Source organism: Deinococcus sp. AJ005, from assembly GCF_009017495.1.
In the GTDB taxonomy this organism is placed as follows: domain Bacteria; phylum Deinococcota; class Deinococci; order Deinococcales; family Deinococcaceae; genus Deinococcus.
In genome coordinates this window covers 665666-687130 of sequence record NZ_CP044990.1, presented here as the reverse complement: position 1 = coordinate 687130, position 21465 = coordinate 665666, and the positions used below count along the sequence as shown (strand labels likewise).

The 21465-nt window shown below is 65.4% G+C and carries 25 protein-coding genes and 2 tRNA genes; 15 read left to right on the top strand and 12 right to left on the bottom strand.

The annotated features are described in order from the left end of the window. Nucleotides 1-26 precede the first annotated feature (26 nt). The 4 genes from argF to argC are packed head-to-tail and all read left to right on the top strand — an operon-like array spanning nt 27 to nt 3250. Nucleotides 27-1070: an ornithine carbamoyltransferase gene (argF, locus tag DAAJ005_RS05260; protein WP_151846195.1), complete on the top strand. Its 1044-nt coding sequence runs from the start codon at nt 27-29 to the stop codon at nt 1068-1070. Nucleotides 1071-1093: 23 nt separating this feature from the next. Continuing rightward, on the top strand, nt 1094-1750 hold the full coding sequence (locus tag DAAJ005_RS05255) for an NUDIX domain-containing protein (protein WP_304523500.1): 657 nt from the start codon (nt 1094-1096) through the stop codon (nt 1748-1750). After that, a complete protein-coding gene (locus tag DAAJ005_RS05250; RefSeq protein WP_226342585.1) occupies nt 1747-2307 on the top strand; it encodes a GNAT family N-acetyltransferase in 561 nt (186 codons plus the stop codon). Before DAAJ005_RS05255 ends, DAAJ005_RS05250 begins: the two co-directional genes overlap by 4 nt. Continuing rightward, nucleotides 2300-3250 (top strand): N-acetyl-gamma-glutamyl-phosphate reductase, encoded by a 951-nt coding sequence (argC, locus tag DAAJ005_RS05245; RefSeq protein ID WP_151846193.1) that lies wholly within the window; start codon nt 2300-2302, stop codon nt 3248-3250. Before DAAJ005_RS05250 ends, argC begins: the two co-directional genes overlap by 8 nt. A 2-nt stretch (nt 3251-3252) precedes the next feature. Here argC and DAAJ005_RS05240 read toward each other — a convergent pair whose 3' ends face one another. Further along, nucleotides 3253-4107 (bottom strand): endo alpha-1,4 polygalactosaminidase, encoded by an 855-nt coding sequence (locus DAAJ005_RS05240; protein ID WP_151846192.1) that lies wholly within the window; start codon nt 4105-4107, stop codon nt 3253-3255. A 93-nt stretch (nt 4108-4200) separates the two neighbouring features. Between DAAJ005_RS05240 and DAAJ005_RS05235 the strand changes: the two genes are divergently transcribed. Further along, nucleotides 4201-4530 (top strand): YegP family protein, encoded by a 330-nt coding sequence (locus DAAJ005_RS05235; protein WP_151846191.1) that lies wholly within the window; start codon nt 4201-4203, stop codon nt 4528-4530. A gap of 15 nt (nt 4531-4545) precedes the next feature. On the opposite strand, the gene DAAJ005_RS05230 is transcribed toward DAAJ005_RS05235, so the two are convergent. The 4 genes from DAAJ005_RS05230 to DAAJ005_RS05215 all read right to left on the bottom strand — a co-directional run bounded on the left by DAAJ005_RS05230 (nt 4546) and on the right by DAAJ005_RS05215 (nt 8596). Next, nucleotides 4546-5469 carry an acyltransferase gene (locus tag DAAJ005_RS05230; protein WP_192930873.1) on the bottom strand — a complete coding sequence of 308 codons (924 nt, stop codon included), beginning with the start codon at nt 5467-5469 and terminating at the stop codon, nt 4546-4548. Nucleotides 5470-5567: 98 nt separating this feature from the next. Further along, a complete protein-coding gene (locus DAAJ005_RS05225) occupies nt 5568-6824 on the bottom strand; it encodes a hypothetical protein (RefSeq protein WP_151846190.1) in 1257 nt (418 codons plus the stop codon). Nucleotides 6825-7267: 443 nt separating this feature from the next. Continuing rightward, a tRNA-Lys gene (locus tag DAAJ005_RS05220) sits at nt 7268-7343 on the bottom strand. Nucleotides 7344-7399: 56 nt separating this feature from the next. Then, the gene (locus DAAJ005_RS05215) at nt 7400-8596 is read right to left on the bottom strand and encodes a glutamate ligase domain-containing protein (RefSeq protein ID WP_370519817.1); all 1197 of its coding nucleotides are present in this window, start codon (nt 8594-8596) and stop codon (nt 7400-7402) included. 141 nt (nt 8597-8737) lie between these two features. Between DAAJ005_RS05215 and purE the strand changes: the two genes are divergently transcribed. From purE to DAAJ005_RS05200, 3 genes are read left to right on the top strand one after another with little or no spacing between them, the layout of a single operon-like run. After that, a complete protein-coding gene (gene purE, locus DAAJ005_RS05210) occupies nt 8738-9223 on the top strand; it encodes a 5-(carboxyamino)imidazole ribonucleotide mutase (protein WP_192930928.1) in 486 nt (161 codons plus the stop codon). Then, a complete protein-coding gene (gene purK, locus DAAJ005_RS05205; RefSeq protein ID WP_151846189.1) occupies nt 9220-10338 on the top strand; it encodes a 5-(carboxyamino)imidazole ribonucleotide synthase in 1119 nt (372 codons plus the stop codon). The genes purE and purK overlap by 4 nt, the downstream gene beginning before the upstream one ends. Beyond that, nucleotides 10335-10907, top strand: coding sequence for a GNAT family N-acetyltransferase (locus DAAJ005_RS05200; RefSeq protein ID WP_151846188.1), 573 nt, complete (start codon nt 10335-10337; stop codon nt 10905-10907). Before purK ends, DAAJ005_RS05200 begins: the two co-directional genes overlap by 4 nt. A 148-nt stretch (nt 10908-11055) precedes the next feature. On the opposite strand, the gene argB is transcribed toward DAAJ005_RS05200, so the two are convergent. The 4 genes from argB to DAAJ005_RS05180 form a co-directional block, all read right to left on the bottom strand. Then, nucleotides 11056-11805, bottom strand: a complete 750-nt coding sequence (gene argB / locus DAAJ005_RS05195) for an acetylglutamate kinase (protein WP_151846187.1) — start codon at nt 11803-11805, stop codon at nt 11056-11058. Nucleotides 11806-11882: 77 nt separating this feature from the next. Then, nucleotides 11883-12959 carry a PilT/PilU family type 4a pilus ATPase gene (locus DAAJ005_RS05190; RefSeq protein ID WP_151846186.1) on the bottom strand — a complete coding sequence of 359 codons (1077 nt, stop codon included), beginning with the start codon at nt 12957-12959 and terminating at the stop codon, nt 11883-11885. 234 nt (nt 12960-13193) lie between these two features. Further along, a complete protein-coding gene (locus tag DAAJ005_RS05185; RefSeq protein ID WP_151846185.1) occupies nt 13194-13811 on the bottom strand; it encodes a DinB family protein in 618 nt (205 codons plus the stop codon). 54 nt (nt 13812-13865) lie between these two features. Then, on the bottom strand, nt 13866-14498 hold the full coding sequence (locus DAAJ005_RS05180) for a 5-formyltetrahydrofolate cyclo-ligase (RefSeq protein WP_151846184.1): 633 nt from the start codon (nt 14496-14498) through the stop codon (nt 13866-13868). A gap of 103 nt (nt 14499-14601) precedes the next feature. Here DAAJ005_RS05180 and DAAJ005_RS05175 point away from each other — a divergent pair, with 103 nt between their 5' ends. The 3 genes from DAAJ005_RS05175 to DAAJ005_RS05165 are packed head-to-tail and all read left to right on the top strand — an operon-like array spanning nt 14602 to nt 16639. Beyond that, nucleotides 14602-15072, top strand: a complete 471-nt coding sequence (locus DAAJ005_RS05175; RefSeq protein WP_151846183.1) for a hypothetical protein — start codon at nt 14602-14604, stop codon at nt 15070-15072. Nucleotides 15073-15117: 45 nt separating this feature from the next. After that, nucleotides 15118-16038, top strand: a complete 921-nt coding sequence (locus DAAJ005_RS05170) for a carbon-nitrogen hydrolase family protein (RefSeq protein WP_151846182.1) — start codon at nt 15118-15120, stop codon at nt 16036-16038. Then, nucleotides 16031-16639: a GNAT family N-acetyltransferase gene (locus DAAJ005_RS05165; RefSeq protein WP_151846181.1), complete on the top strand. Its 609-nt coding sequence runs from the start codon at nt 16031-16033 to the stop codon at nt 16637-16639. Before DAAJ005_RS05170 ends, DAAJ005_RS05165 begins: the two co-directional genes overlap by 8 nt. Here the strand turns inward: DAAJ005_RS05165 and DAAJ005_RS05160 are convergent. After that, nucleotides 16618-16701, bottom strand: a tRNA-Leu gene (locus tag DAAJ005_RS05160). The genes DAAJ005_RS05165 and DAAJ005_RS05160 overlap by 22 nt on opposite strands. Before the next feature lie 186 nt (nt 16702-16887). Here DAAJ005_RS05160 and rpsO point away from each other — a divergent pair. Beyond that, a complete protein-coding gene (rpsO, locus tag DAAJ005_RS05155; protein WP_075837046.1) occupies nt 16888-17163 on the top strand; it encodes a 30S ribosomal protein S15 in 276 nt (91 codons plus the stop codon). A gap of 407 nt (nt 17164-17570) precedes the next feature. Here rpsO and DAAJ005_RS05150 read toward each other — a convergent pair whose 3' ends face one another. Together DAAJ005_RS05150 and DAAJ005_RS05145 are read right to left on the bottom strand one after the other, a co-directional pair. Beyond that, nucleotides 17571-18023, bottom strand: a complete 453-nt coding sequence (locus tag DAAJ005_RS05150) for a gamma-glutamylcyclotransferase family protein (protein WP_226342583.1) — start codon at nt 18021-18023, stop codon at nt 17571-17573. 41 nt (nt 18024-18064) lie between these two features. Continuing rightward, the gene (locus DAAJ005_RS05145; RefSeq protein WP_151846180.1) at nt 18065-18793 is read right to left on the bottom strand and encodes a S24 family peptidase; all 729 of its coding nucleotides are present in this window, start codon (nt 18791-18793) and stop codon (nt 18065-18067) included. A 162-nt stretch (nt 18794-18955) separates the two neighbouring features. Here DAAJ005_RS05145 and DAAJ005_RS05140 point away from each other — a divergent pair, with 162 nt between their 5' ends. The 3 genes from DAAJ005_RS05140 to DAAJ005_RS05130 all read left to right on the top strand — a co-directional run bounded on the left by DAAJ005_RS05140 (nt 18956) and on the right by DAAJ005_RS05130 (nt 21356). After that, nucleotides 18956-19336 carry a hypothetical protein gene (locus DAAJ005_RS05140; protein WP_151846179.1) on the top strand — a complete coding sequence of 127 codons (381 nt, stop codon included), beginning with the start codon at nt 18956-18958 and terminating at the stop codon, nt 19334-19336. A 144-nt stretch (nt 19337-19480) separates the two neighbouring features. Then, the gene (locus DAAJ005_RS05135; RefSeq protein WP_151846178.1) at nt 19481-20707 is read left to right on the top strand and encodes a S1C family serine protease; all 1227 of its coding nucleotides are present in this window, start codon (nt 19481-19483) and stop codon (nt 20705-20707) included. A gap of 133 nt (nt 20708-20840) precedes the next feature. Next, complete coding sequence (locus DAAJ005_RS05130; protein ID WP_151846177.1) at nt 20841-21356, top strand: multidrug DMT transporter; 516 nt, start codon at nt 20841-20843, stop codon at nt 21354-21356. Nucleotides 21357-21465: the final 109 nt, after the last annotated feature.

Genomic DNA, 21465 nt, shown 5'->3' with positions numbered 1-21465 from the left:
ACGTTCTCTGCGTATACTCCTTGCCTATGACGAAGGCCACCAAGTCCGCAAAAAAGGCACTGAAGCCTGAGAAGACGAAAGCACCATCTGTATCACAGGTGAATAAAAACACGCTGCTGACCCCGGAGACCCTGCCCACTCCGGTGATGGCAGGGCGCGACTTCCTGAGCAATCTGGACATGTCGGCCTCTGAACTGCGCGCCGTGATGGACACCGCCCACTCTATGAAGCGCGGCGAGTGGCGCGGCGTCAAACCACTGTCGGGCCTGAGTCTGGCGCTGGTGTTCGAGAAGTCCAGCCTGCGGACCCGCACCACCTTCGACGTGGGCATGTACCAACTGGGCGGCCACGCCATTACCCTCAGCAACACCGAGATCGGCCTGGGCACCCGCGAACGTGTGTCCGACGTGGCGCGCAACCTGGAACGCTGGGTGGACGGCGTGATGGGCCGGGTCTACCTTCAGCAAACCTTGCACGAGCTGGCCGATCACGCCGCCATTCCGGTCATCAACGGCCTGAGCGACATGCTGCACCCCGCGCAACTGCTGGCCGACTACCAGACCATCGAGGAAGAATTCGGCACCGACTTGCGTGGCAAACGGGTGGTCTATATCGGGGATGGCAACAACCTCGCCAACAGCCACATCCACATGGGCATCCTGACCGGCAGCGACGTGACCATCGTGACCCCGGTGGGCTACGAACCCAACGCGGGCGTGCTGATGGACGCTGTGCAGCAGGGCACCCGCATTACCCTGACGCACGATCTGGCCGCCATTGAGGGCGCGGACGTGCTGTACACCGACGTATGGATCAGCATGGGCATGGAAGCCGAGGCCGACATCCGCCGCCGCGCCTTCCAGGGATATCAGGTCACGCCGGGCATGCTGGATACCCTGGCCCCAGACGGCATTTTCCTGCACTGCCTCCCCGCCCATTACGGCGAGGAAACCGTGCCGGAAGCCACCGAACACCCCAAGAGCCGCGTCTTCGATCAGGCCGAGAACCGCCTGCACGCGCAAAAGGCGCTGCTGTACCACCTGATGGGCGACATGAAACCACGGTGGTGAGCGTTCGACGCTAGGGTGTGAACATGCAAGCGGGAATCGTCACAGTGGACGCTGAAGGGGCCATCACGCTTCCGGCGGAGGCGGTGCAAGCGCTGGGAATCGCGGAGGACGACGTGTGCTGTTTCGTTACAGACGAGCAGGGCCGCATCACCCTCCAACTCCTGCGCAAGACCCTGATGAGTGAACAGGATGAATGGCTCGATCTGGTCAACCGTCACGATCAGGTCATCGGCCAGATCACGCGGGAAAATGCCTGGGCCAAGCGTCAGCCCGTGCGCGTTATCAACGCCTTTCTGACCAACTCGCGCGGCGAATTGTGGATTCCACGCCGCACCGCCTCCAAACGGATGTTTCCGAACTGTCTGGATATGAGCGTGGGCGGCCATGTGGAACGCGGCGAGGACTATCTCAGCGCCTTTAAGCGCGAGACGCTGGAAGAACTGAGTCTGGATGTGGACGCACTGGACTGGCGAGAAATTGCCGTTCTCTCCCCATTTGAAACCGGACTGAGCGCCTTCATGCGCGTCTACGAAATCAGGACTGATAGCGCGCCTGACTTCAACCCCGCCGATTTCAGCGAGGCATGGTGGTTGACGCCTGCCGAACTGCTGGCCCGCATTGCTGCGGGAGAACCGGCCAAGAGCGATCTAGCCGAACTGGTGCGGCGGTGCTATCCATGACCCCCCACCGCGTCGTTCTCCGCCACCTGCGCCCCGAGGACGCCCCCGCCTTCACGGCCTACCGCAATGATCCAGAAATCGCGTGTTTCCAGGGCTGGGCTTTGCCCTACACGCTGGCCCAGACTGAGGCATTGATCGAGGAAATGTACACGCGCACGCCAGAACAACCGGGCTGGACGCAACTGGCCCTGGTGGATGCCAGTAGCGGGGAACTGCTTGGAGATTTCGCGGTCAATCGGGCCATCCCTGATAACGGCGCACAGGCCGAGATCGGCTTCACGCTGGCCCGCCACGCCCAGGGACGCGGGCTGGCGTCCGAGGGGCTGGGGCTATTGCTGGCGCAACTGTTCGGCCCACACGCCCTGCACCGTGTTTACGCCCACATCGACCCGCGCAACGCCCCCGCCGCCGCGCTGCTGAACCGCGCAGGCTTTCGCCACGAGGGCACAGCGCTGGAAAGCTACTGGCACCGGGAAGCATGGACGGACGACGCGCTGTACGGGCTGCTGGCGCGGGAGTGGCAGGCGGGACGAAAGGAGAAGACTCAAGATGGCTAAACCCAAAATATTCATCGACGGCGAGGCCGGAACCACGGGCCTGCAAATCCGCACCCGCCTCCAGAACAGAATCGATATCGAGTTGCTGAGCATTGACCCGGCACGGCGCAAGGACGCGGGGGCGCGGGCCGAGTTGCTGAACGCGGCAGACCTGAGCGTTCTGTGCCTGCACGACGACGCGGCGCGCGAGGCGCTGACCTTGACCACCAATCCGGCTGCACGACTGCTGGACGCCAGCACCGCCCACCGTACCGATCCGGCCTGGGTCTTCGGCTTTCCCGAATTGAACACCACTCAGCCGGAGCACATCCGCACGGCGCGGCTGGTGTCCAATCCGGGCTGCTACAGCACCGGGGCGATTGCGCTGCTGGCCCCATTGACGGCGGCGGGCCTGCTTCCCGGCGATTTTCCCCTGACCATCCAGGGCTACAGCGGCTACAGCGGCGGCGGACGCGCGCTGGTGGACGCCCACGAGAAAGGCGAGGCCCACCCCATGCGCGGCGATTTCATCAGCTACGGCCTGACGCTGGACCACAAGCATGTGCCCGAGATCATGCACTACGGCGGGTTGTCGCGCACGCCCATCTTCACGCCGCATGTGGGCGGCTGGGCGCAGGGCATGACCGTGAATATTCCGCTGCATCTGGGCGAATTGGGTGTGACGGCAGATGCGCTTCGGGACGCACTGGCGGCCCACTACGCCGGGCAAAAATTTGTGCGCGTCTTTTCTGAAGCTGAGAATCCCGCCGTCATCGATCCGCAGTCCCTGAACGGCAGCAACGCTCTGGAACTGTTCGTCTACAGCTCAAAAAATGGGGCAGCGAATGGGGCCTCGGTAGATGGACAGCGCGTGGTGCTGGCGGCGCGGCTGGACAATCTGGGCAAGGGGGCCAGCGGCGCGGCGGTACAGAATCTGGAGCTGATGCTGGGGCTGAATCTTTAGGGCTACTTCACTGGACAGGCCACGCGCCGGTAAGTGGTCTCGCGCCCACCACGCAGATACAGGTCCTTGAACATGGAGTTAATACCCAGTTGCTTGGCCTCGGCGCAGTTCAGCAACTTCTGCTTATACTCCACGTTCAGGGCAGGCTTACCGCGCTGGACATACTCGGCCAGCGGCGCACACTCGTCAAATTCGTGGCAGCTCTCGTTCAGGATGCCGTCGAACTTGTCGGCCAGCCGCCGCCCGGTTCGGTCTTTCAGCAGCACCTTATCGGGGCCGTTTTTCTGGAAGATCGCCAGCCCCAGCGCGTGCGCCTCGTCGGCCAGCCAGCCGGAGAAATCCACCTGATCCTGAAGAGAGATCACGCCCCCCGGCACGTTCTCGTCGTTCTGGAGGTTGTCCGGCTCAATGGCCTGGAAGCCTTTTTTGCGGCACATCTGCAGCCTTTCGCGCAGAACATCGGCCAGGACGGACTTTGGCCGGAAGACGTCGCGCACATCCACGAACGCCTCGTCCTGCCAGTTGGGGTCCACGCCCAGTTTCAGCCGGGCCGGATAGCGCGCAGAATCCGGGCGGTACGGCTCGTAACTTCCGGCGTTGATGTAGCACACCACGTACAGGCCCTGTTTTCTAAGCTGGGCCACCTGCGCCGCCGTGGTCTCGAAGCCGTCCAGATCGATCAGTTTGAGGCCCGACGGAACGCGGACCTGGGCCGCCGTCTGCGCGCCGATCTGCCAGTCCCAGCCGTACAGACCAGCGGGCGGCGGTTGAACCGCTGGACCAGAGAGACCCAGCCCCGACTCGCCCAGCAAACTGCACACCGTCAAGACGCCCAGAGCCAGCCCCGCCTTTCTCATGCTTTTACCCTATCCCCAGAGCAGACCCTGCTGCTGATCATGACCTGATGTACAGTAAACAGACCGACAATTCACCCCCCTGGAGGAATCCCTATGGCAGCGAAATTCGTGTTGAAGATGTCCGGCGATCAGTTCATGTTCAATCTGGTGTCTGGCAACGGCCAGACCGTGCTGACCAGCGAGCGCTACACCACCAGGGCGGCGGCCACAAATGGCATCGCCTCGGTCAAGAAGAACGCCGCCAACGACAAGATGTACGAGATGACCGCCAGCGGCAAGCGGTTTAACCTCAAGGCAGGCAATGGTCAGGTAATTGGCGGCAGCCAGAACTACGCCAGCGAGGACAGCGCAAAAGCAGGCATGGAAGCGGTCAAGGGTGCGGCGGCAGAAGCGCTGGTGGACGATCAGACTGCGGAAACCTGAGCAGACTCTGTCGCTTCAGCGTTCGCCGACGACCAACTTCGCCAGGGGTTGAGCCTCCGTGCCGTCCTCGTCCAGTCTGCGGGTCTGGACGGGGGTAGGCTCAGGAAACTGCGGATTGGCCTTGCGGTCCGGCGTGCGGGGGTAGCTGCGGGAATCCACGCCAGCGCTACCGATCTCGCCGGATTCCCGCAACTTCAACCGGGTGGTGCGGGCGGGCAGGCCCATCGCGATGCCGTGCGGCTCGATGTCGCCGCGCAGCAGGGCGTGGGTGGCCAGCAGGGCGTCGTCGCTGACCACGCTTCCGGCCAGCACCGTACTGTGATAGGTGATGCGCGCGCCGCGCCCGATCACGGTACGGCGCAGGGTCACGTCCGGGCCGTCCAGCACGCTGTGGGTGTGGCTGTAGATATTGACGTAATCGCTGATGCTGGCGTTGTCGTGCAGTTCGATGCCGCCGATGTCGTCCAGCAGCACATGGCGGTGGACCACCACGTCGTTGCCGACCTCCATGTTGTAGCCCACGCTGAATTCCACGTTCTGCCAGCATTTGAAGTCGCGGCCCACCCGTTTGAAGATGCGCCCAGCCAGGATGCGCCGCAGCGGAATGGCGATCACCGGATTCTGACCCACGGGGGTCAGGTCCAGATTTTTCCAGAGCCACAGCAGCGGCTTGACCACCGCGAACTTCTCGGTGTCGGTGGCCAGGTAAGACTCGGCCTCGAAGGTCACGTTGCGGGCATCCAGGTTCAGGGCGGCCAGCGGGGCGTCGCTGAGCAGGTCGGCGTAACTGCGCCCGTACATGGCCTGCGACAGCACCTCGCGCGCCAGGGCGTATCGGTCACAGCCAGGATCGCTCAGGCGGGCGTCCAGATCGCCCAGAAAGGTGGTGTACGCAGCCTGGGCGTCCCCTGCAATGTCTACTGGTTTGAGCCAAGTCACGCCCGACACTTTACCCGTCTACTGTGAAAAGTAAAGTGGGTTTGTGCGAATGTGTTGTGTAGATAAATGACTATCGCCGCGACCCTCTGCCTACCCGATTAGTTTTTCAGGCCGAGCAGCGGTTTCTGGGGGCCGACCAGCATCTTTGCGGCGCGCAATTTACCCTGCCACAGCGCCAGCTCCGCGCGTTCGGTGTCCCCATCGACGGCGCTGGCCCGGTTGTTGCGGCAGACGCTGCGCGTGGCGCTGGTGCAACTGGGGGTCCAGAGGTTGTTGTACCAGCTCTTGCCGTCGCCATGAAAGCGCGTCCAGCCGATCAGGTTGTCCTGAACGGAATTGCCGAAGAAGGTGGGTGGGGACTGGCGTGCGCCGCCCTGGATGTCCCACATGTAGATGCCGACATTCGCGGTGGGAATGATCTCGCCGCCCGGCAGGCGGCCCGTGGACAGGATTCGGTTCTGCCAGACGTGCTGATCGTGTCCGCCCGCGATGGCCACGCCCTGATTGGACGTGTTGATGATCTGGTTGCGGTAGACCTCAATGTAACCGCCCACCACCGACAGGTCCTTCTCGCTGCCATCGCCCAGCATGATGCCGCCGCCGGAATAGGCCTTGTCTTTCAGCGGATCGACGGCGTAGGCCCCGTGGATATAATTGTTGTGAATCCGAATGGGGCTGCTGGCCGTGCCACTGCTCTCGTACAGATTGATGTTTTCCTCGGGCGCACTCTTGCCGGGCTGGTTGACCATCGCGTTCCAGGCAATTTCGATGTTGGGCACGCCAACGACGTGATTGAGCTGGACCGCCTGCACGTTGTATCGGCTGCCCGTCGGGCGTCCCGTGCCGTCCACGTAGCGGCCATCGACATCCTGCACCTTGTTGCGCAGGATCTTGATGGTCTGACCCCTGGCCGCGTCCCCCTGAAAGGTGTTGATGTACATCCCGGAAGTGCCTTGCAGGTAATTGTTCTCGGCCCGCAGGTTAGAGATGAATTCGACGGCCAGGAAGCGCCCCGGATAGGCTCCATCCGCCTGGGGGTTCAGGCCGTAGCCGTGGGTGTTTCGCACGGTCAGATCGACGTTGAAGCCGCGAATCAGGTCCCCGCGCCCCCGCAAATAAGAATCCTCGATGATGACCGGCTCGCGCGTGGCGATGGTGATCACAGGAATTTTAGGGTTCAGGCTCTGCCAGTTGCCCCGGTACGTGCCCCCCTTGCGGATGACCACGGGACCGCTGTAGTCCAGGGCCGGGCCAGGAAGTGAAGTCATGTTCACTGGGGTCAGGGAAAGGGCGCTCAGTCCCAGTCCCATCACCAGTGCCGCTGCCAGGGCAGCCCGGATAGACGCGTGATTCAAACCTGTTTACCTCCGGTTCATCTTAACCGCACAGAAGACTGTTTGGGATGAGCTTTTTCCCAGTTTTCACACTTCAGGGGGGTGAGGGTAGCGGCAGAGCGATCTACCACTCCACGCCGCGCCACTCTCCACGGTGAAGATGACGCCCCAGAAATAGCGTCGCGAACCACGCACAGGTGCGTCCAGCGGATGCCGAATGGGCTGCGAGACTGATACGGATTCCACTTCATTCCTTAAACCCTCGGGAAAGCGCCCAAGATTTAATCCATACGCAGAACCCGACTTCTTTTCTCCTCGCGTCCGCTCGGATTTCACAGAAGGCATTTTCAGAGTTTTCTGGCCTTCAGAGAAGCCGGCGGCCCGCCAAAACACTCTCCAATGGCCCGCCAGTCGGCGCAAAAACAGGGAACTGAAAAAACCCCGCACTGGGCGAGGCTTTCTGGTGGTGGATCGTGTAGGAATCGAACCTACAACCCGCTGATTAAGAGTCAGCTGCTCTACCAATTGAGCTAACGATCCAGAGCAGAGCGGAGTATAGCAAGTTCTCAGCGCCTGTCAACTCAGAGCCTGTCAACTCAGAGCCTGTCAAGCCGCCCCCGCACGTCCGCCGCCAGATACAGGCTGCCCGCCACCAGCAACGTGCCACCCACCGGGGTCAGCGCCAGCGCGTGAGCCAGCGCCTCGGCAGGATCAGGCAGGGCAGCGCCGCCAAAACGATCAGCCAGTTCCTGCGGTGGCGTGGCCAGATCGCCCGTGGCCGTGAAGACCCGCACCTCCGTCAGCGGCAGCAACGGCGCAAGCGTGGCCGGGGTGTCCTTGCGGGCCAGATTGCCGAACAGCAGGACGTCGGCATGGGGCACGGCCCTGGCCAGGGCGCGGGTGGCGTGTGGGTTGTGTGCGCCGTCCAACAACACAGTTTTGCCGTCCACGCTCAGGCGTTCCAGGCGCACGGGATGCCGGGCGTTCAGCGCCGCCTCTATGCCGTCGCCGTGGCCCAGCGTCCGCAGGGTAGCGGCGGCCAGGGCCGCGTTGAGGTGCTGATGCGCGCCTTCCAGCCAGGGCGCGTGGGGCAGGACAAAGAGTTCAGAATGGGTCCGGGGGGTCAGCAGCGGTGCGCCGATCTCGCCCGCCACCTCCCGCACCACGTCCAGTGCCTCGCCAACAGCCGTGGTCAGCAAAGGAACGCCAGGGAGGGCCGCCCCCGCCTTGTCACGGGCGATCTCGGCCACGGTGGACCCCAGCACCCCCGTGTGATCGAGGTCCGCATTGGTCAGCGCCACCGCCACGACATTGCCCAGCGTCTGGGTGGCGTCGCTCCTGCCGCCCACGCCCGCTTCCATCACGGCCACCTCTATCCCATCTTCGGCAAAGACCTGACAGGCCAGCGCCAGGGTCAGATCGAAGAAGGCGGCGTCCGAGGCATGGATTTTGGCCCACTCGATAAAGTCGCGTGTTCGGTCAGGGGCCAGGTTGACACCGTTCACGCGGATGCGTTCCTCGTAGGCGTGCAGGTGCGGGCTGGTGAAGCGGCCCACGCGCAGCCCGGCGGCCAGCAGTCCCGCCTCCAGCATGGCGCAGGTGCTGCCCTTGCCGTTGGTACCGATCACGCGGATGGACTGGAAGCGGGTGTCGGGCGAACCGAGCGCGTCCAGTAGCGTCCGTGCGCCCCCCGGCCCCCGTGCCCGGCCAGCGCGCGTGCGCGAGAACAGCCAGCCGTAATCGGGCAGAACAGTATCGGGCAGAGCAGTACCAGGGAAAGCAGTGTCGGGCAGCCGGGTCACAGGCCCCAAAGTAGCGCACTGGCCTGAACGCACAGGCCAGCGCGTCCGGGTAGCATGCGGGGCGTGAGCCAGACATCGTTCCCGAGGCAGGCACCGTCCGCAACTGAAATGACGCCGCGCGTGGGCGTGGTGATGGGCAGCCGCAGCGATTTTCCCACGATGGAGGCAGCGCTGGAGGTTCTGGTCCAGTTCCAGATTCCCTACGAGGTCCGGGTGCTGTCGGCCCACCGCACGCCGGACCTGCTGTCCAGTTATGCGGCGCGGGCGGAGAGATTGAACCTGAGCTGCATCATCGCCGGAGCGGGCGGGGCGGCACACCTGCCAGGAATGCTGGCGGCCTTTACGCGCGTGCCAGTGCTGGGCGTTCCGGTCCAATCGCGCGCCCTGAGCGGCAACGACAGCCTACTGAGCATCGTGCAGATGCCCGGCGGTGTGTCCGTCGCCACCTTCGCCATCGGGACGGCAGGGGCAAAAAATGCCGCGCTGTTCGCCGCCGCCATCCTCGCCACCACCGATGAAGAAGTTCGGAATCGACTAGATACCTTCCGGGCGCAGCAGACGCAGGCCGTGCTGGACGATCCTTTTTTTGAAGGCCACCCCGAAGCAGGCGCGGAATGAGCGCCGACTCTCCACATCTGGGCATCCTCGGCGGCGGGCAACTGGCGCAGATGCTGGCGCTGGCCGCCCTGCCGCTGGGCGTGCGCATAACCGTGCTGGAGCCGGACACGCACGCCCCAGCACGCCTGTGCGCCACCCACCTGCACGCGCCGTACACCGACGCGGCAGGGCTGGACGCGCTGGCCGGGTGCGACGCCGTGACGCTGGAATTTGAGAACGTCCCGGTGGAGGCGTTGACCGCGCTGGAAGGCCGCGTGCCCGTGCGTCCGGGCCGGGGGCTGCTGGAGCGCAGCAAGCACCGCGCCCGTGAAAAAGAGGCGCTCCAGGAGGCGGGGGCGCGGACTGCACCGTTCGTGGTCATCGAGACCGGAACCGATCTGGACGGCGCACTGGAGCGGGTCGGCGGGCAGGGCATCCTCAAGACCTCCGAGCTGGGCTACGACGGCAAGGGGCAGGCACGCGTATCGGATACGGCGGGATTGCAGTCAGCGTGGGACGAACTGGGGCGCGTTCCCTGCGTGCTTGAAGGACTGGTGCAATTCGGGCGCGAGGTCAGTCTGGCGGTGGCGCGCGGCCCGGACGGTGCGCTGGCCTTCGGACCACTGACCCAGAATGTCCACAGAGACGGCATTCTGCGGACCAGCCTGTTTCTGGAGGGTGACGCGCATGAGGCCCAGGCCCGCGAGATCGCCGGGCGGGTGGCGCAGGCGTGGGCGCTGGAAGGGCTGATGACGCTGGAATTCTTTCAGCTCCCCAGCGGCGAACTGCTGGTCAACGAGGTGGCCCCACGCGTCCACAACAGCGGCCACCTGACCCAGGACGGCGGCGGCGTCAGCCAGTTTGAAGCGCAGGTGCGCGCCGTGCTGGGGCTGCCGCTGGCCGACTGGCGACCCCTGCACCCCTGCGCGATGGTCAATATCATCGGGGTGGAGGGTCCAGATGGGCAGAGTCTGGGGCCAGACTGGGCGGGCATCGATGCGCTGCCCGGCACGCGGCGGCATCTGTACCACAAGGCGTGGCGGGCGGGGCGCAAGCTGGGGCATGTCAACCTCGTGGCCGCAGATGAAGCGACCCTGCGGGAGCGGCTGGCCATCGTGGAGGAGTTCATTCCATGACCGCGCCACAGACCTCCAGCCCACACATCCCCAGCGAACTCCGCACGCCCCGGCTGTTGCTGCGCGATCCCCGGCCAGAGGACGCGGCGGCGCTCCATGCGGCAGTTCAGGTCTCACTGCCCGAACTCCAGAAATGGATGGTCTGGGCGCAGGACCCGGCTGATCTGGCTGAGACTGCCGAGAATCTGCGCGGGGCCGCCGAGCGCTACGCCACCCGCGAGGAACTTCGCCTGCTGGTCTGGAACGCGGCGGGCACGGAGTTGATCGGCAGCAGCGGTTTTCACGCCCTGGACTGGCGCGTGCCGAAGGGCGAGATCGGCTACTGGATTTCAAGCGCCCACACTGGCCTGGGTTACGCGCAGGAGGTGGCCGGGGCACTCACCACCTTCGGCCTGAAGACGCTGGGCCTGCGCCGAATCGAGATCCGCTGCGACAGCGCCAACGAACGCAGCGCCCGCATTCCCCGCAAGCTGGAATACACCCTGGACGCCACCCTCAGAAACAACGCGGTGGCGGCGAACGAACCGGGCAGGCTACGCGACACCCTGATTTTCAGCGTGGTCCGTTAGAGCCTGCCCCATCGGGACAGCTCATACGGATTACGTTAAATTCCAGAACATCCAGGAAAGCGCCGTATGTTCTTCCAGACCACGCAACCCGTATTTTTTGCTTCTCCTTTCAGTCGAGTTGAACTGAGGACTTCAACCGCAATCAGTGTCAGGGGGTGATGCGCGTGCCCGCCTCACCCCGCACTGCGGCGGCCAGCACCCCCGCCGTCATCCCGCTGGCAATGGTGGCGAACGGTGCGCCGCGTTCCAGGGCGTCCAGCGCGGCACGGACCTTGGGAATCATGCCCCCGGCGATCCAGCCTGCCGCCACGCCTGCCTCGACTTCGGCACGGGTCAGGTGCGGGGCCAGACTGGCAGGATCGGGATAGGCGCGGTAAACGCCATCCACATCGGTCAAAAAAACGACGCCCTGGCCCAGTGCCCCGGCCACCGCCCCGGCTGCCGTATCGGCGTTGATGTTCAGGGCCTCGCCGTCTGGACCTACAGCGACGCAGCCCAGCACCGGGGTGATTCCAGCGCCCAGCAGGGTTCGCAGGAGATCGGCATTCACCCCCATCACGCGCCCCACCCGGCCCAACTCGGGATCGAGAACCTCGGCCCGCAGCAATTCGCTGTCGCGGCCCATCAGCCCCACCGCCTGCCCCACCTCCTGACTCAGACGCTTGTTCAGCGCACACAGCGCCATTTCCACCACGTCCATCAGTTCGGGGGGCGTGACGCGCAGCCCACCTTTGAAGGTGCTGCTCAGGCCGCGCGCACTCAGCTCCCGCTCGATAAAGGGACCGCCGCCGTGAACCACCACCGGCAGGGATTGGGCGCGCAGGGCCGCGATCTCGGCGGCCACCGCCCGGCGCAGTTGGGGGTTTTTCATGGCGTTGCCGCCGTACTTGATGATCATGGGAGCAGTTTAGGGGAGGGGTGTCAAACCCATCTGAATTCCCTGTTCAAACGGTTTGACGATTCCCGTCAGCCTCCCTACGCGTACTGATGCTGCATCAGCAGAATCTTCAGCTCATGCGGGCTGGTGGCTGAGGCCATCGCGTCCTCGACGGTCATGTGGTTGTCCTGCACCAGAACGGCGAGATGCTGATCGAAGGTCTGCATGCCGCGTGCGCCGCCTTCCAGCAGGGCCTGCTTGATTTCCTCGGTGCGTTCAGGGTCTTTAATGCACTCGCGGACGGTGGGCGTGCCCAGCAAAATTTCCATGCCCAGCACCCGGCCCCCGCCCTGGCGCGGCAACAGGCGCTGGCTGACGATGCCCACGATGCTCTCCGAGAGGCTGTGACGCACCTGAAGGCGCTCATGCGGGGCAAAGAAATCGATGATGCGGTTGACCGTGCGAACGGCATCCTGGGTGTGCAGCGTGCTGAAAACCAGATGCCCGGTCTGCGCGGCGCTCAGGGCTGCCTCCACCGTTTCTTTGTCGCGCATCTCGCCGATCAGGATCACGTCGGGGTCCTGGCGCATGCTGGCGCGCAGCCCTGCCGAGAAGCTCAGGGTGTCCATCCCCAGTTCGCGCTGGCTGATCATGGCCGCGCGGTCCCGGTGCAGCACCTCGATGGGGTCTTCCAGGGTCACGATGTTGACCGGTTGGTGGGTATTGATGTAATCGATCATGCTGGCCAGCGTGGTGGTCTTGCCCGACCCGGTGGGACCGGTCACCAGTACCAGACCGCGCTCGTGCTGCGTCAGTTCGGTGAAGGTGCCCTGCGGCAGCCCCAGTTGCTCGAAGGTGGGAATGGCCTTGTCCTCGATCACGCGCATGATCAGGCCCACCGTGCCGCGCTGGTAATAGGCATTGACCCGGAAACGGGCCAACCCAGCGATCCCGTAAGCGAAATCGGCCTCGCGGCGGGCCTCGAACTGCTCCCACATGGTCCCCGGCATCATCTCGCGGGCAAAATCGGCGACGTGTTCGGGGGTCAGGCGGCCCTCGCCATAGCGTTTGATCAGGCCGTTGACCCGTCCCGCCGGGGCACTGCCTGCACGCAGATGAATGTCGCTGGCCCGGTCTTTCACGATGGCCGTCAGTATGGAATTGAGAACACTCACTTGGACACCATCATCTGAGTCTCAGATTAGAGGGCGGAGTCTTACAGTTTTCTGCGTGGCCGGGCAACCAGATTCAACCTTCAACAGACGCTCCATCCGGCGGAAGAATCGGCGGATTGAAAAACACCACCCAGGACAAAGCAGGTAGACCGGCGTCCCGGAGGCTATTTTCCGCCTCTGGCCCGCTGTCTTGCCCATGCGGTCAGAACGGTGTTTTGCCCGGCTGTTCCCGTTTCAGGACGGCGCGGCTTCCGGCATGACCTCGTCCTGCGGGCGGGCCGTGTCCTTCTCGCCGCGCAGTCTGCGGCTTTCCAGGTCCGCGTGCTGGGTCAGGTAGCGCAGCCACGCCTTGGCGGTCAGGGGTCCCAGGCCGTTGTGGTTCACGGTTGCGCCGTCTTCCGGCGGATTCGCGTGGAGTTGCCGCGCCAGATCGACGGTGCCGGAGCGGGTCTGGGACAGCAGATTTCGCAGTTCGCCCAGCGTCACGTCCTGCGCGGGGCGGTAGGCGTGGTAACTGTCGGACTCGTGTAAACGCTGCCCCAGCGCCATCCGCAGGCGGTTCTGGCCCCAGCACTCAATGCCGATGATGTGAGACAGCACCTCGCGGTTCGCCGGGGTGTCGGCGGCCCGCGCGGCGCGTCCGGCCAGCGCGATGCCGCCGCGCTCCAGACCCTGGCCCAGATCGGTGTAACTGCTGCGTCCGGCGGGAGCTTCCAGCACGCGCGACACCACGAATTCCTTGACTTCTCCCTTGCGCTGGCGGGCCAGATACGCGGCCCCGGCGGCCAGCCCCACCCCGGCCACCGTAATGAGCGCCGGAACGAGGGTCTTGTTGTTGCTCGACTTGGTCATGGTGCAGTGTACGGGGCCAGGGACAGAGAGGTTCCCGTCAGGAGGTCTGAAAACCTAAAGGGTTGAAGGCTCCAGCACCCCGTCCAGCGTACCGATCAGGGCCACGCGCGAGTCGGCGGCACAGGGCAGCGCCCCACTCAGCATCAGCGGGTGGGCCAGGGTCAGTTCGGGGAGGCCCAGGCCCAGGCCACGCGCCCCCCAGCCGAAGCCCTTGCCCAGCCGCGCGCCGTCGCTCCCCACGGCGACGCTGCCCAGAACGGCGGCCTGCGCGTCTTCCAGCCCGGATTTACCCGGCACGTACAGCACCGGCTCGCCCACCTTCGGCATGGCGCTCAGGCGTGCGCCCGCCGGGTCACTCAGCCGCCAGTACCAGACCTGACCCCGCTGGGCTGGCTTCTTCTGATGGGGCACGTACAGGGTGATACCCGCCTCCAGCGCCAGCTTTCGCAGCGGGGCCAGCACGCGGTCCGGACCGACAATCAACGTGTGCAGCCCCGACACCTGCGGATGGGCCAGCAGGTGTCGGCCCGCCTGCCGCGCCCGCGTGAAGTTGGGGTGGTGGCCGTGCGGCGGCAGCGGGTAGGCGCAGGCCCGCGCCCGCATCAGGGCCGACCAGACGTGTTCGCGGTGGGTGCCGGGCAGCACGGGATCAGGCAGGCCGGGGCTGGGCGTGGTGGGGGCATCCATTCTCGGCTTCAAGGTAGCGCCCGCCCCCAGCGGGGGATAGCGGCAGACCAGTTTAAGCCTAAGATGAGAACCAGAACACGTCCTGATCCTTGTGGAGGCTGGTATGAAAAGACCACTGCTCGTCGCTGCCGCGCTGTATCTCGCCGTCTCCGGGGGGGCGCTGGCCAACCATCAGGCCGCGAACCTGAAACCCTTCAAGACGGTCTGCATCACTGGAGACTTCGAGGATCAGGACGAGGAGAATACCGAGGTCCTGGACGAGCTGCTGGGCAATATGGTCAGCGTGCTGGACGACGCGGGTATCAGCGTGGCCGACAATTGCAGAACGGAAAATGGCGTGGGCGGCAAAACCCAGCTCAACCTGTACTTCACCTTCTCCACCACCAAGTCGGGCACGGTCTTTAGCGCTGCGCTGGAAGGCTGGCTGGACAAGGACGGCCCGTACACCGACGTGACCCTCTGGCGCGACTCCTATTTCGGCTCCATTGAAGCGGGCCAGAGCGCTGACGCAGCGGCTGAAGAGCTGGAGTACCTGCTCGAAGACTTTGTCGAGGAGTGGGACAGCGTGCATTGAAGGTGCGTCGCGGACCCGGAGACGGCCTGCGGTTAAACTCTGCCCATGACAGTGGTGCGGGTGGCGGCGGCGGCTTACGGGGTGGACTTTCTGCCGGACTGGGCGGCTTACGAGGCAAAAATCGGCGGCTGGGTGGCGGGGGCGGCGGACGCGGGCGCAGAGCTGCTGGTCTTTCCCGAATACGCCGCGCTGGAACTGGTGGCATTGCTCCCACCAGAACTGCACCATGACGTGCTGGGCATGCGGCCCGCGCTTCAGGCGTTTCTGCCCGGTTTCCTGGCCCTGCACGCCCGGCTGGCGCGGCAGTACGGCGTGTGCATCGTGGCAGGCAGCTTTCCAACTGAACACGCTGGCGGCTTCGTCAACCGCGCCCACGTCTTCGCGCCGGACGGCAGCCATGCGTGGCAGGACAAACTGCTGATGACCCGTTTCGAGGCCGAGGAATGGCAGATTTCCCCCGGCGAGGGAGTGCGTGTCTTCGCGCTGGAACTGCGGGGCGGCGAGGCCCTGCGCTTCGGCGTCGCCACCTGCTACGACAGCGAATTCCCCGCCCCCGCCAGGCAGATGGCCGAGGGCGGCGCAGAACTGCTCCTGGTGCCGTCCTTCACGGGCAGCCGCGCCGGATTTACCCGCGTGCGGGTGGGGAGCATGGCCCGCGCCCTGGAGGGCCAGTGCTACGCCGTCCATGCCCCGCTGATCGCCGACGCCCCGTGGTCCTACGCCCTGGAGGACGCCGTGGGCCGCGCCGCCATCTATGCCCCCGCCGACGACGGCCTGCCCGAGGACGGCATCGTGGCCGAGCGCGGCTGGAATGAAAGTGGCTGGCTGATCCATGACCTCGATCTGGCCCTGATCCGCAATGTGCGCGCCGATGGCCATGTGCTGAACTGGCGGGACCGGACGGCGGCTGGGGAGCGGTCCACCCCCACCGACGTCGTGAGCCTGGGGGCGGGCGTTGGTGTCTGAGCCGCATATCCGCCTGCTGACCGGGGCGGACGCCGCCGTCTACCGCGAGGTGAGGCTGGCCGCCCTCCGCAGTGACCCGAACGCCTTTATCACCACGGCTGCCGAGTTCGAGAGCCGAACTTTGGAATCCATCACCGCGCAACTCACGCCACAGCCGACGTTCGTGACTTTCGGCGCGTTCGTGGGCAACGAACTGGTGGGTCTACTGAGTCTGGGACGCGAGGAACGGCCCCGGCTGAAACACCGGGCCAACATCTTCGGCGTGTCCGTTTCGCCAGCAGCACGCGGTCAGGGCTGCGCGGACGCGCTGATGCGGGCGGGACTGGCACACGCGCGGGGCTGGGACGGCGTGACCTCCATCCATCTCTCCGTGACTGAAACCCAGACCGCCGCGCGCTGCCTGTACGAACGCTACGGCTTTCAAGTCTGGGGCACGCAGCCCGACGCTGTGCAGGACGACGAAGGCCACGCCCTGACAGAGCATCACCTGTGCCTGCTGCTGGACGGCAAAACCACCTCACAGTACAAAGGCCAGCGCCGGACCCTCAAGGAGAATCCGGCGCTGACCTTTGAAAATGTTGGTGCTCGGGATGGGACTTGAACCCACACAGCTAAGCTACACGCACCTCAAGCGTGCGCGTCTACCAATTCCGCCACCCGAGCGCAGATGAAACGAGGCAACGCAATCTTAGGGGTGGCCTGTGCCGATGTCAACCCAGAGACCGTCCGGTTATGGTATCGTCCGCTTTGCCGCCGCGAGCGGTCCAGCCCGACTTCTGAAGAGTGAAGCCGGATTTTGCTGGGGCTGCTGCGCGCGAGACTTCAACAAAGAAAAGAGAGGCAACACCCATGATCGACAAGAAAGCCACCATCCAGGCCCACGCCAAGAGCGACAAAGACACCGGCAGCACCGCCGTTCAGGTGGCCCTGCTGAGCGCCCGCATCAACAACCTGGGCGCGCACCTGGCCGAGAACAAGAAGGACAAGCACGGCCAGCGCGGCCTCCAGCTCATGAACGGCCAGCGCCGCCGCCTGCTGAAGTACCTGGAGCGCACCAACTATGACGAGTACATCGCCCTGACGGATCAGCTCAAGATTCGCCGTGGCCAGCGCATCGTCCGCTAAAGTTCCGCATTTACGAAAGCCGCCGCCCGGAAGATGGGGCGGCGGTTTTCTGTGGCCTGGGCTTTGAGGTGAAGCGTGTTTTCATCAGTGGCCCGCTTCTCCGCATGGGCTGGTTGCGGGGCGATTTCGAGTTGCAGTGGCTTTCGGGCAGCCCCACCCCCCAGCCCCCTCCCCCAGGGCAGCCCCCTCCCCCAGGGGGCAGGGGGAGCCAGCGTTGCACGGGGCACGAGTTTATGGGTATTGGCGGCGGGGGAGGGCGGCGATATCCGGGTGTAATGCCCTGCTCTGTCATGCCGAATGCGGCCCGTCCGCTTCGCGCCCGACGGCCTTCGGTTGCCGTTTCGGTAGGGGTGATGGGCGCTGTTTTCAGGTTCCTGTTTTGAAGGGGGCTTTCCTGATCTCGATCTTCAGCGGTCACTCTCGCTGCTGCGGGTGCGGTCCGGGATAGCGGTCCAGTCACCGCCCGGCACGGGGAGGACGCCAGGGCGGTTCAGGCGCTCGGCCACGGCGTAGAGGTAGACCCAGGCAGGCACCTCTTGTCCACCATCCAGCGTCAGCACTACCTGCTGGCGGGTGTAGAGGGGGGGCGTCTCATCAATGCCCTCCAGCTCGTCCAGAAAGGGCAGGGCCAGCGGCCAGTCGGCAGGGGCATAGGTCAGGGCGAATCCGCGCACGACGTCTCCCCCATCCCCCGGAACCACAGCGGGATACGCCTCCGGCCACAGGTGCAGCAGGCGGTAACCCTTCAGACTGGCGGGGCGGGTGCGGAAGCTGCCACCCTGAGTGGCGATGTGGGCGTTGCGCTCGCCGGGCATCAGGGTGCCATAGACGAAAACGGTGGTCAGGGGCGACTCGGACACGGGTAAAACTCTAGCGCCCAGTCCCTGCAACCGCACGCCCCCTACAACCGCACGCCGCGCGGCTGGTGAAAGTACACCCGGCCCACCACCGTGACCTCCTCCGGCTTCACGGGCGGGTGATCGGGGTTGTCACTGGTCAGCCACAGCGCGCCCCCATACCGTCTGAGCCGCTTGACGGTCAGCCCCAGCCCCGAGATGTGCAGCACGTAGACCAGTCCCTCGCGCAGGTCCAGATCGCCAGGATCGACGTAGATGCGGTCACCCGGGCGAATGCCGCCCCCGGCAGCGGTGGTCATGGACTCGCCGCCCACCTCCAGCACCAGCATGCCGGGGCGGTGATCACGCACGGGCACCAGTTCATGGTCAATGACACTGGCGTGGTCTTCAGTCACGGGCAGCCCGGCGCTGGCGAGGGCGCGCACCGGCACACGTACCAGTTCCAGCACCTCCAGAGCGTCGTCGCCCGGGGCCGCCTGGAGCAGCGGCAGCCCGGTGCGGGCCACCCACTCGCCCGCCGGGATCTCCAGCGCGCGGCGCAGGGCGTCCTGACGCGCGGGGGTGAGCGCTTCCAGCGGACGGGTGCCGCGTTCCAGACGGCTCAGGTACGGCTGGGTCACGCGCCCGGCCTGCCCGCCGTGGTCCAGCGTGCGGGCGCTGACCTGCCCCTGCTGCAAATTCAGCGCCGCACGCCGCGCACCCAGCCAGGCAGCCAGTTCAAGTGGGGGCAGATCAAGTGAAGGCAGCTCACGCAAAGACGGTTCGCCAGTCATGCACCGAGTCTAATGACCCGTGGACCTGCAACTGGAATCCATCCCACTTGATATATGTCCGCAGACATATTACACTCCGGACCTGGATACGCCTCCAGCAGAATCAGGCGTCCGTGTTCGTCTTCAGCCGCAGCACCACCAGCCGTGCCACCGGAGGTCATCATGTCCGACAGCTCTCCCATTCCCCCCTCCCTGTTGACCCTGGCCCCGCTGCTGGGGGCGGCCTTCGTGGCCGGGGGCATCACGCAACTGGCGCGGCTGCTGGGGCAGGATCAGACGCCGCGTGCCCGCACCGTGGCGGCACTGGCCGTGGCCGCCGGAATCGCCGCGCTGACGGTGGTGGCCCTGATGACCGTGACGCTGCGCCCCGATCCGGCCCCAGCCCTGCTGCTGGCCGCCGCCTGCGTGACCGGCTGGAGCGGCCCCGGCATCCTGGCCCGGCTGGGCGCGCTGATCGAGCGACGCCTGGGACTGTCCCCCTCCCCTGCCCTGTTCGCCCCGGACCCAGCGCCAGCCGAGGCGGAAGGGCGCGGGCAGGGCTGAGACTGGGCGGCAGGGTCAGAAAGCACCTGCCCGCCGCCTTTTAAATCATGCTGATGGCAAGCGATCAGACGTTCTGGGGGGCAGATGAGACCAGATGGAAAGTCCCAACACAGACCCACCGCCCTGGCGCACGCACAATGAACCATGACCGCCGAGACTGACCGTCTCCCGCGCCGGGATGTCCGGGGCCGGGACTCCAACCTTCGCCGCCTGCTGCTGTCGGGCCTGCTGCTGGGTGGGCTGGCCCTCTCTGGCGGTCAGGCGCAGGACCTGCCCCTGACCGCCCAGAAGTTCGCCCAGACCCAGAACCTCCAGACCCAGAAGCCTGCCCAGACCAGCGCCATCAACGCCCCCAAACCGCTGACGGACGCCGAGAAACAGACCCTCAAGACGTTGTTCTCCAAGGTCCGGCCTGCCACGCTGCGGATCGAGCAGTGCGACAACACGGTGCCGGGAGCCTGCGACGAACCCGACGGGATCGGTTCTGCCGTGCTGATCTCGGCGGATGGGCTGGCCCTGACCGCCTACCATGTGGTGGAAGGGGCCAGCAAGCTGAGCGCGCAGACGGTGGACAAGAAGCGTTACGCAGTAGAGGTAGTGGGCTACGACGATCAGGACGATCTGGCACTGCTGCGGGTCTCGGTGCCCGGGGCCACGCCGTTCGTGCCGCTGTCCAGCGCCCGCCCCGGCGTGGGCGACGCGGTGCTGGCGGTGGGCAACGGCGGCGGCACCTTCCTGCAACCCAAAACAGGTCGTCTGACTGGTCTGGAGGCCGACGCTGGACCCGGCGGCGCCACCTTCCCGCCCGGCACCCTCCAGATGAGCGCCCCGCTGATCCCCGGCGACAGCGGCGGCCCGATCCTGAACGTCAGGGGCGAATTGACCGGGATCGTCAGTTACATCAGCGTCAGCCGCGAGAAGGGACCGGCCTCGTTCGCGGTGCCAGTCACGGCCAGCGATGCCAGGCTGGCCGAGCTTCGCGCCGGGAAAAAGCTGGACGCGCCGATCATCGGCATCAGCCTGAACGGGCCGTACACCGCGCTGCTGACCATCGACGCCACGGACTTCAAGCGCGCCAGCGCGCTGCTTAAACTGGGGGACACGCCGGGCGCGTTCTTCACTGGCGTCAATCCGGGCAGCCCCGCAGAGAAGGCGGGCCTTCAGCCGCTGAAACTCAACGACAAGGACCAGCGCGTTTCCGGCGACATCGTGACCGAGGTGAACGGCAAGCGCATCATCAATTTCGATGAATTTCAGTATGCCGTGCGGACGTACCGGCCCGGCGACACCATTACCCTGACGGTCCTCCGGGGCAACAAGCCGCTGATGGTCAAGGTCACGCTGATCGGACGCAGCCAGGCCCAGCGCTAATCCGCGAACCTTGAAGGGGGAGGCATGTCCGCCTCTCCCCTTTTTATTGTCTGGCAGGGAATTCCGATGCCTTTTCACCCAGCGCCTTATAAATACCACTTGACATTTACGCTTAAAACATAATAATGGGCCTATGGATACCCTCAAGAAAGCAGGGGCGATGCTGGCCCACCTCGACCTCTTCCACCAGATGCTGGACCTGCGCGGGCTGCTGCAACTGGCGGCCCACATGGAGGAGCGCGGTGACCGCGTGACCCTGATCAGCGGCGAGACCATCACCCTGATCGGCGCGGAGATGCTCAGCGACGCCGGGGTGACCACCGGCAAGGGGGCCAGGATCGAGGCCGCCACCGCCTACCGCGTCTTGCAGGCGCTGAAGGGCCATGACGCCCCCGAATACGCCGTGACCCGCGAGGAGCTGGGCGCGCTGAACGCCCGCGCGGTGGCCGAACTGGAGGGCGGCGACGCGCTGAAAGCCTTCGGCGACACGCTGGCCCGCATCGGCGCGGCTCCGGCGGCAGCCCCTGTGCATCCTCCTGCACCTGCCCAGGCCCCTCAGCCGGAAGCCTCAGCCCCCGCTGAACGTCCAGGCCGGGGCCGCCGCGCCGCCGAGACCGAGGAAACCGCAACCGAACAGCCCGCCGCATAATCGCCTCACCGCGCACCACCACTTGCCCAGTCGGGTGAGGGTGGGGCGCGATTTTTGAGGTGTGGCGGGCCTGCGCCCTGTAGGGATTCCGGCTGTTTCGTTAACAAAT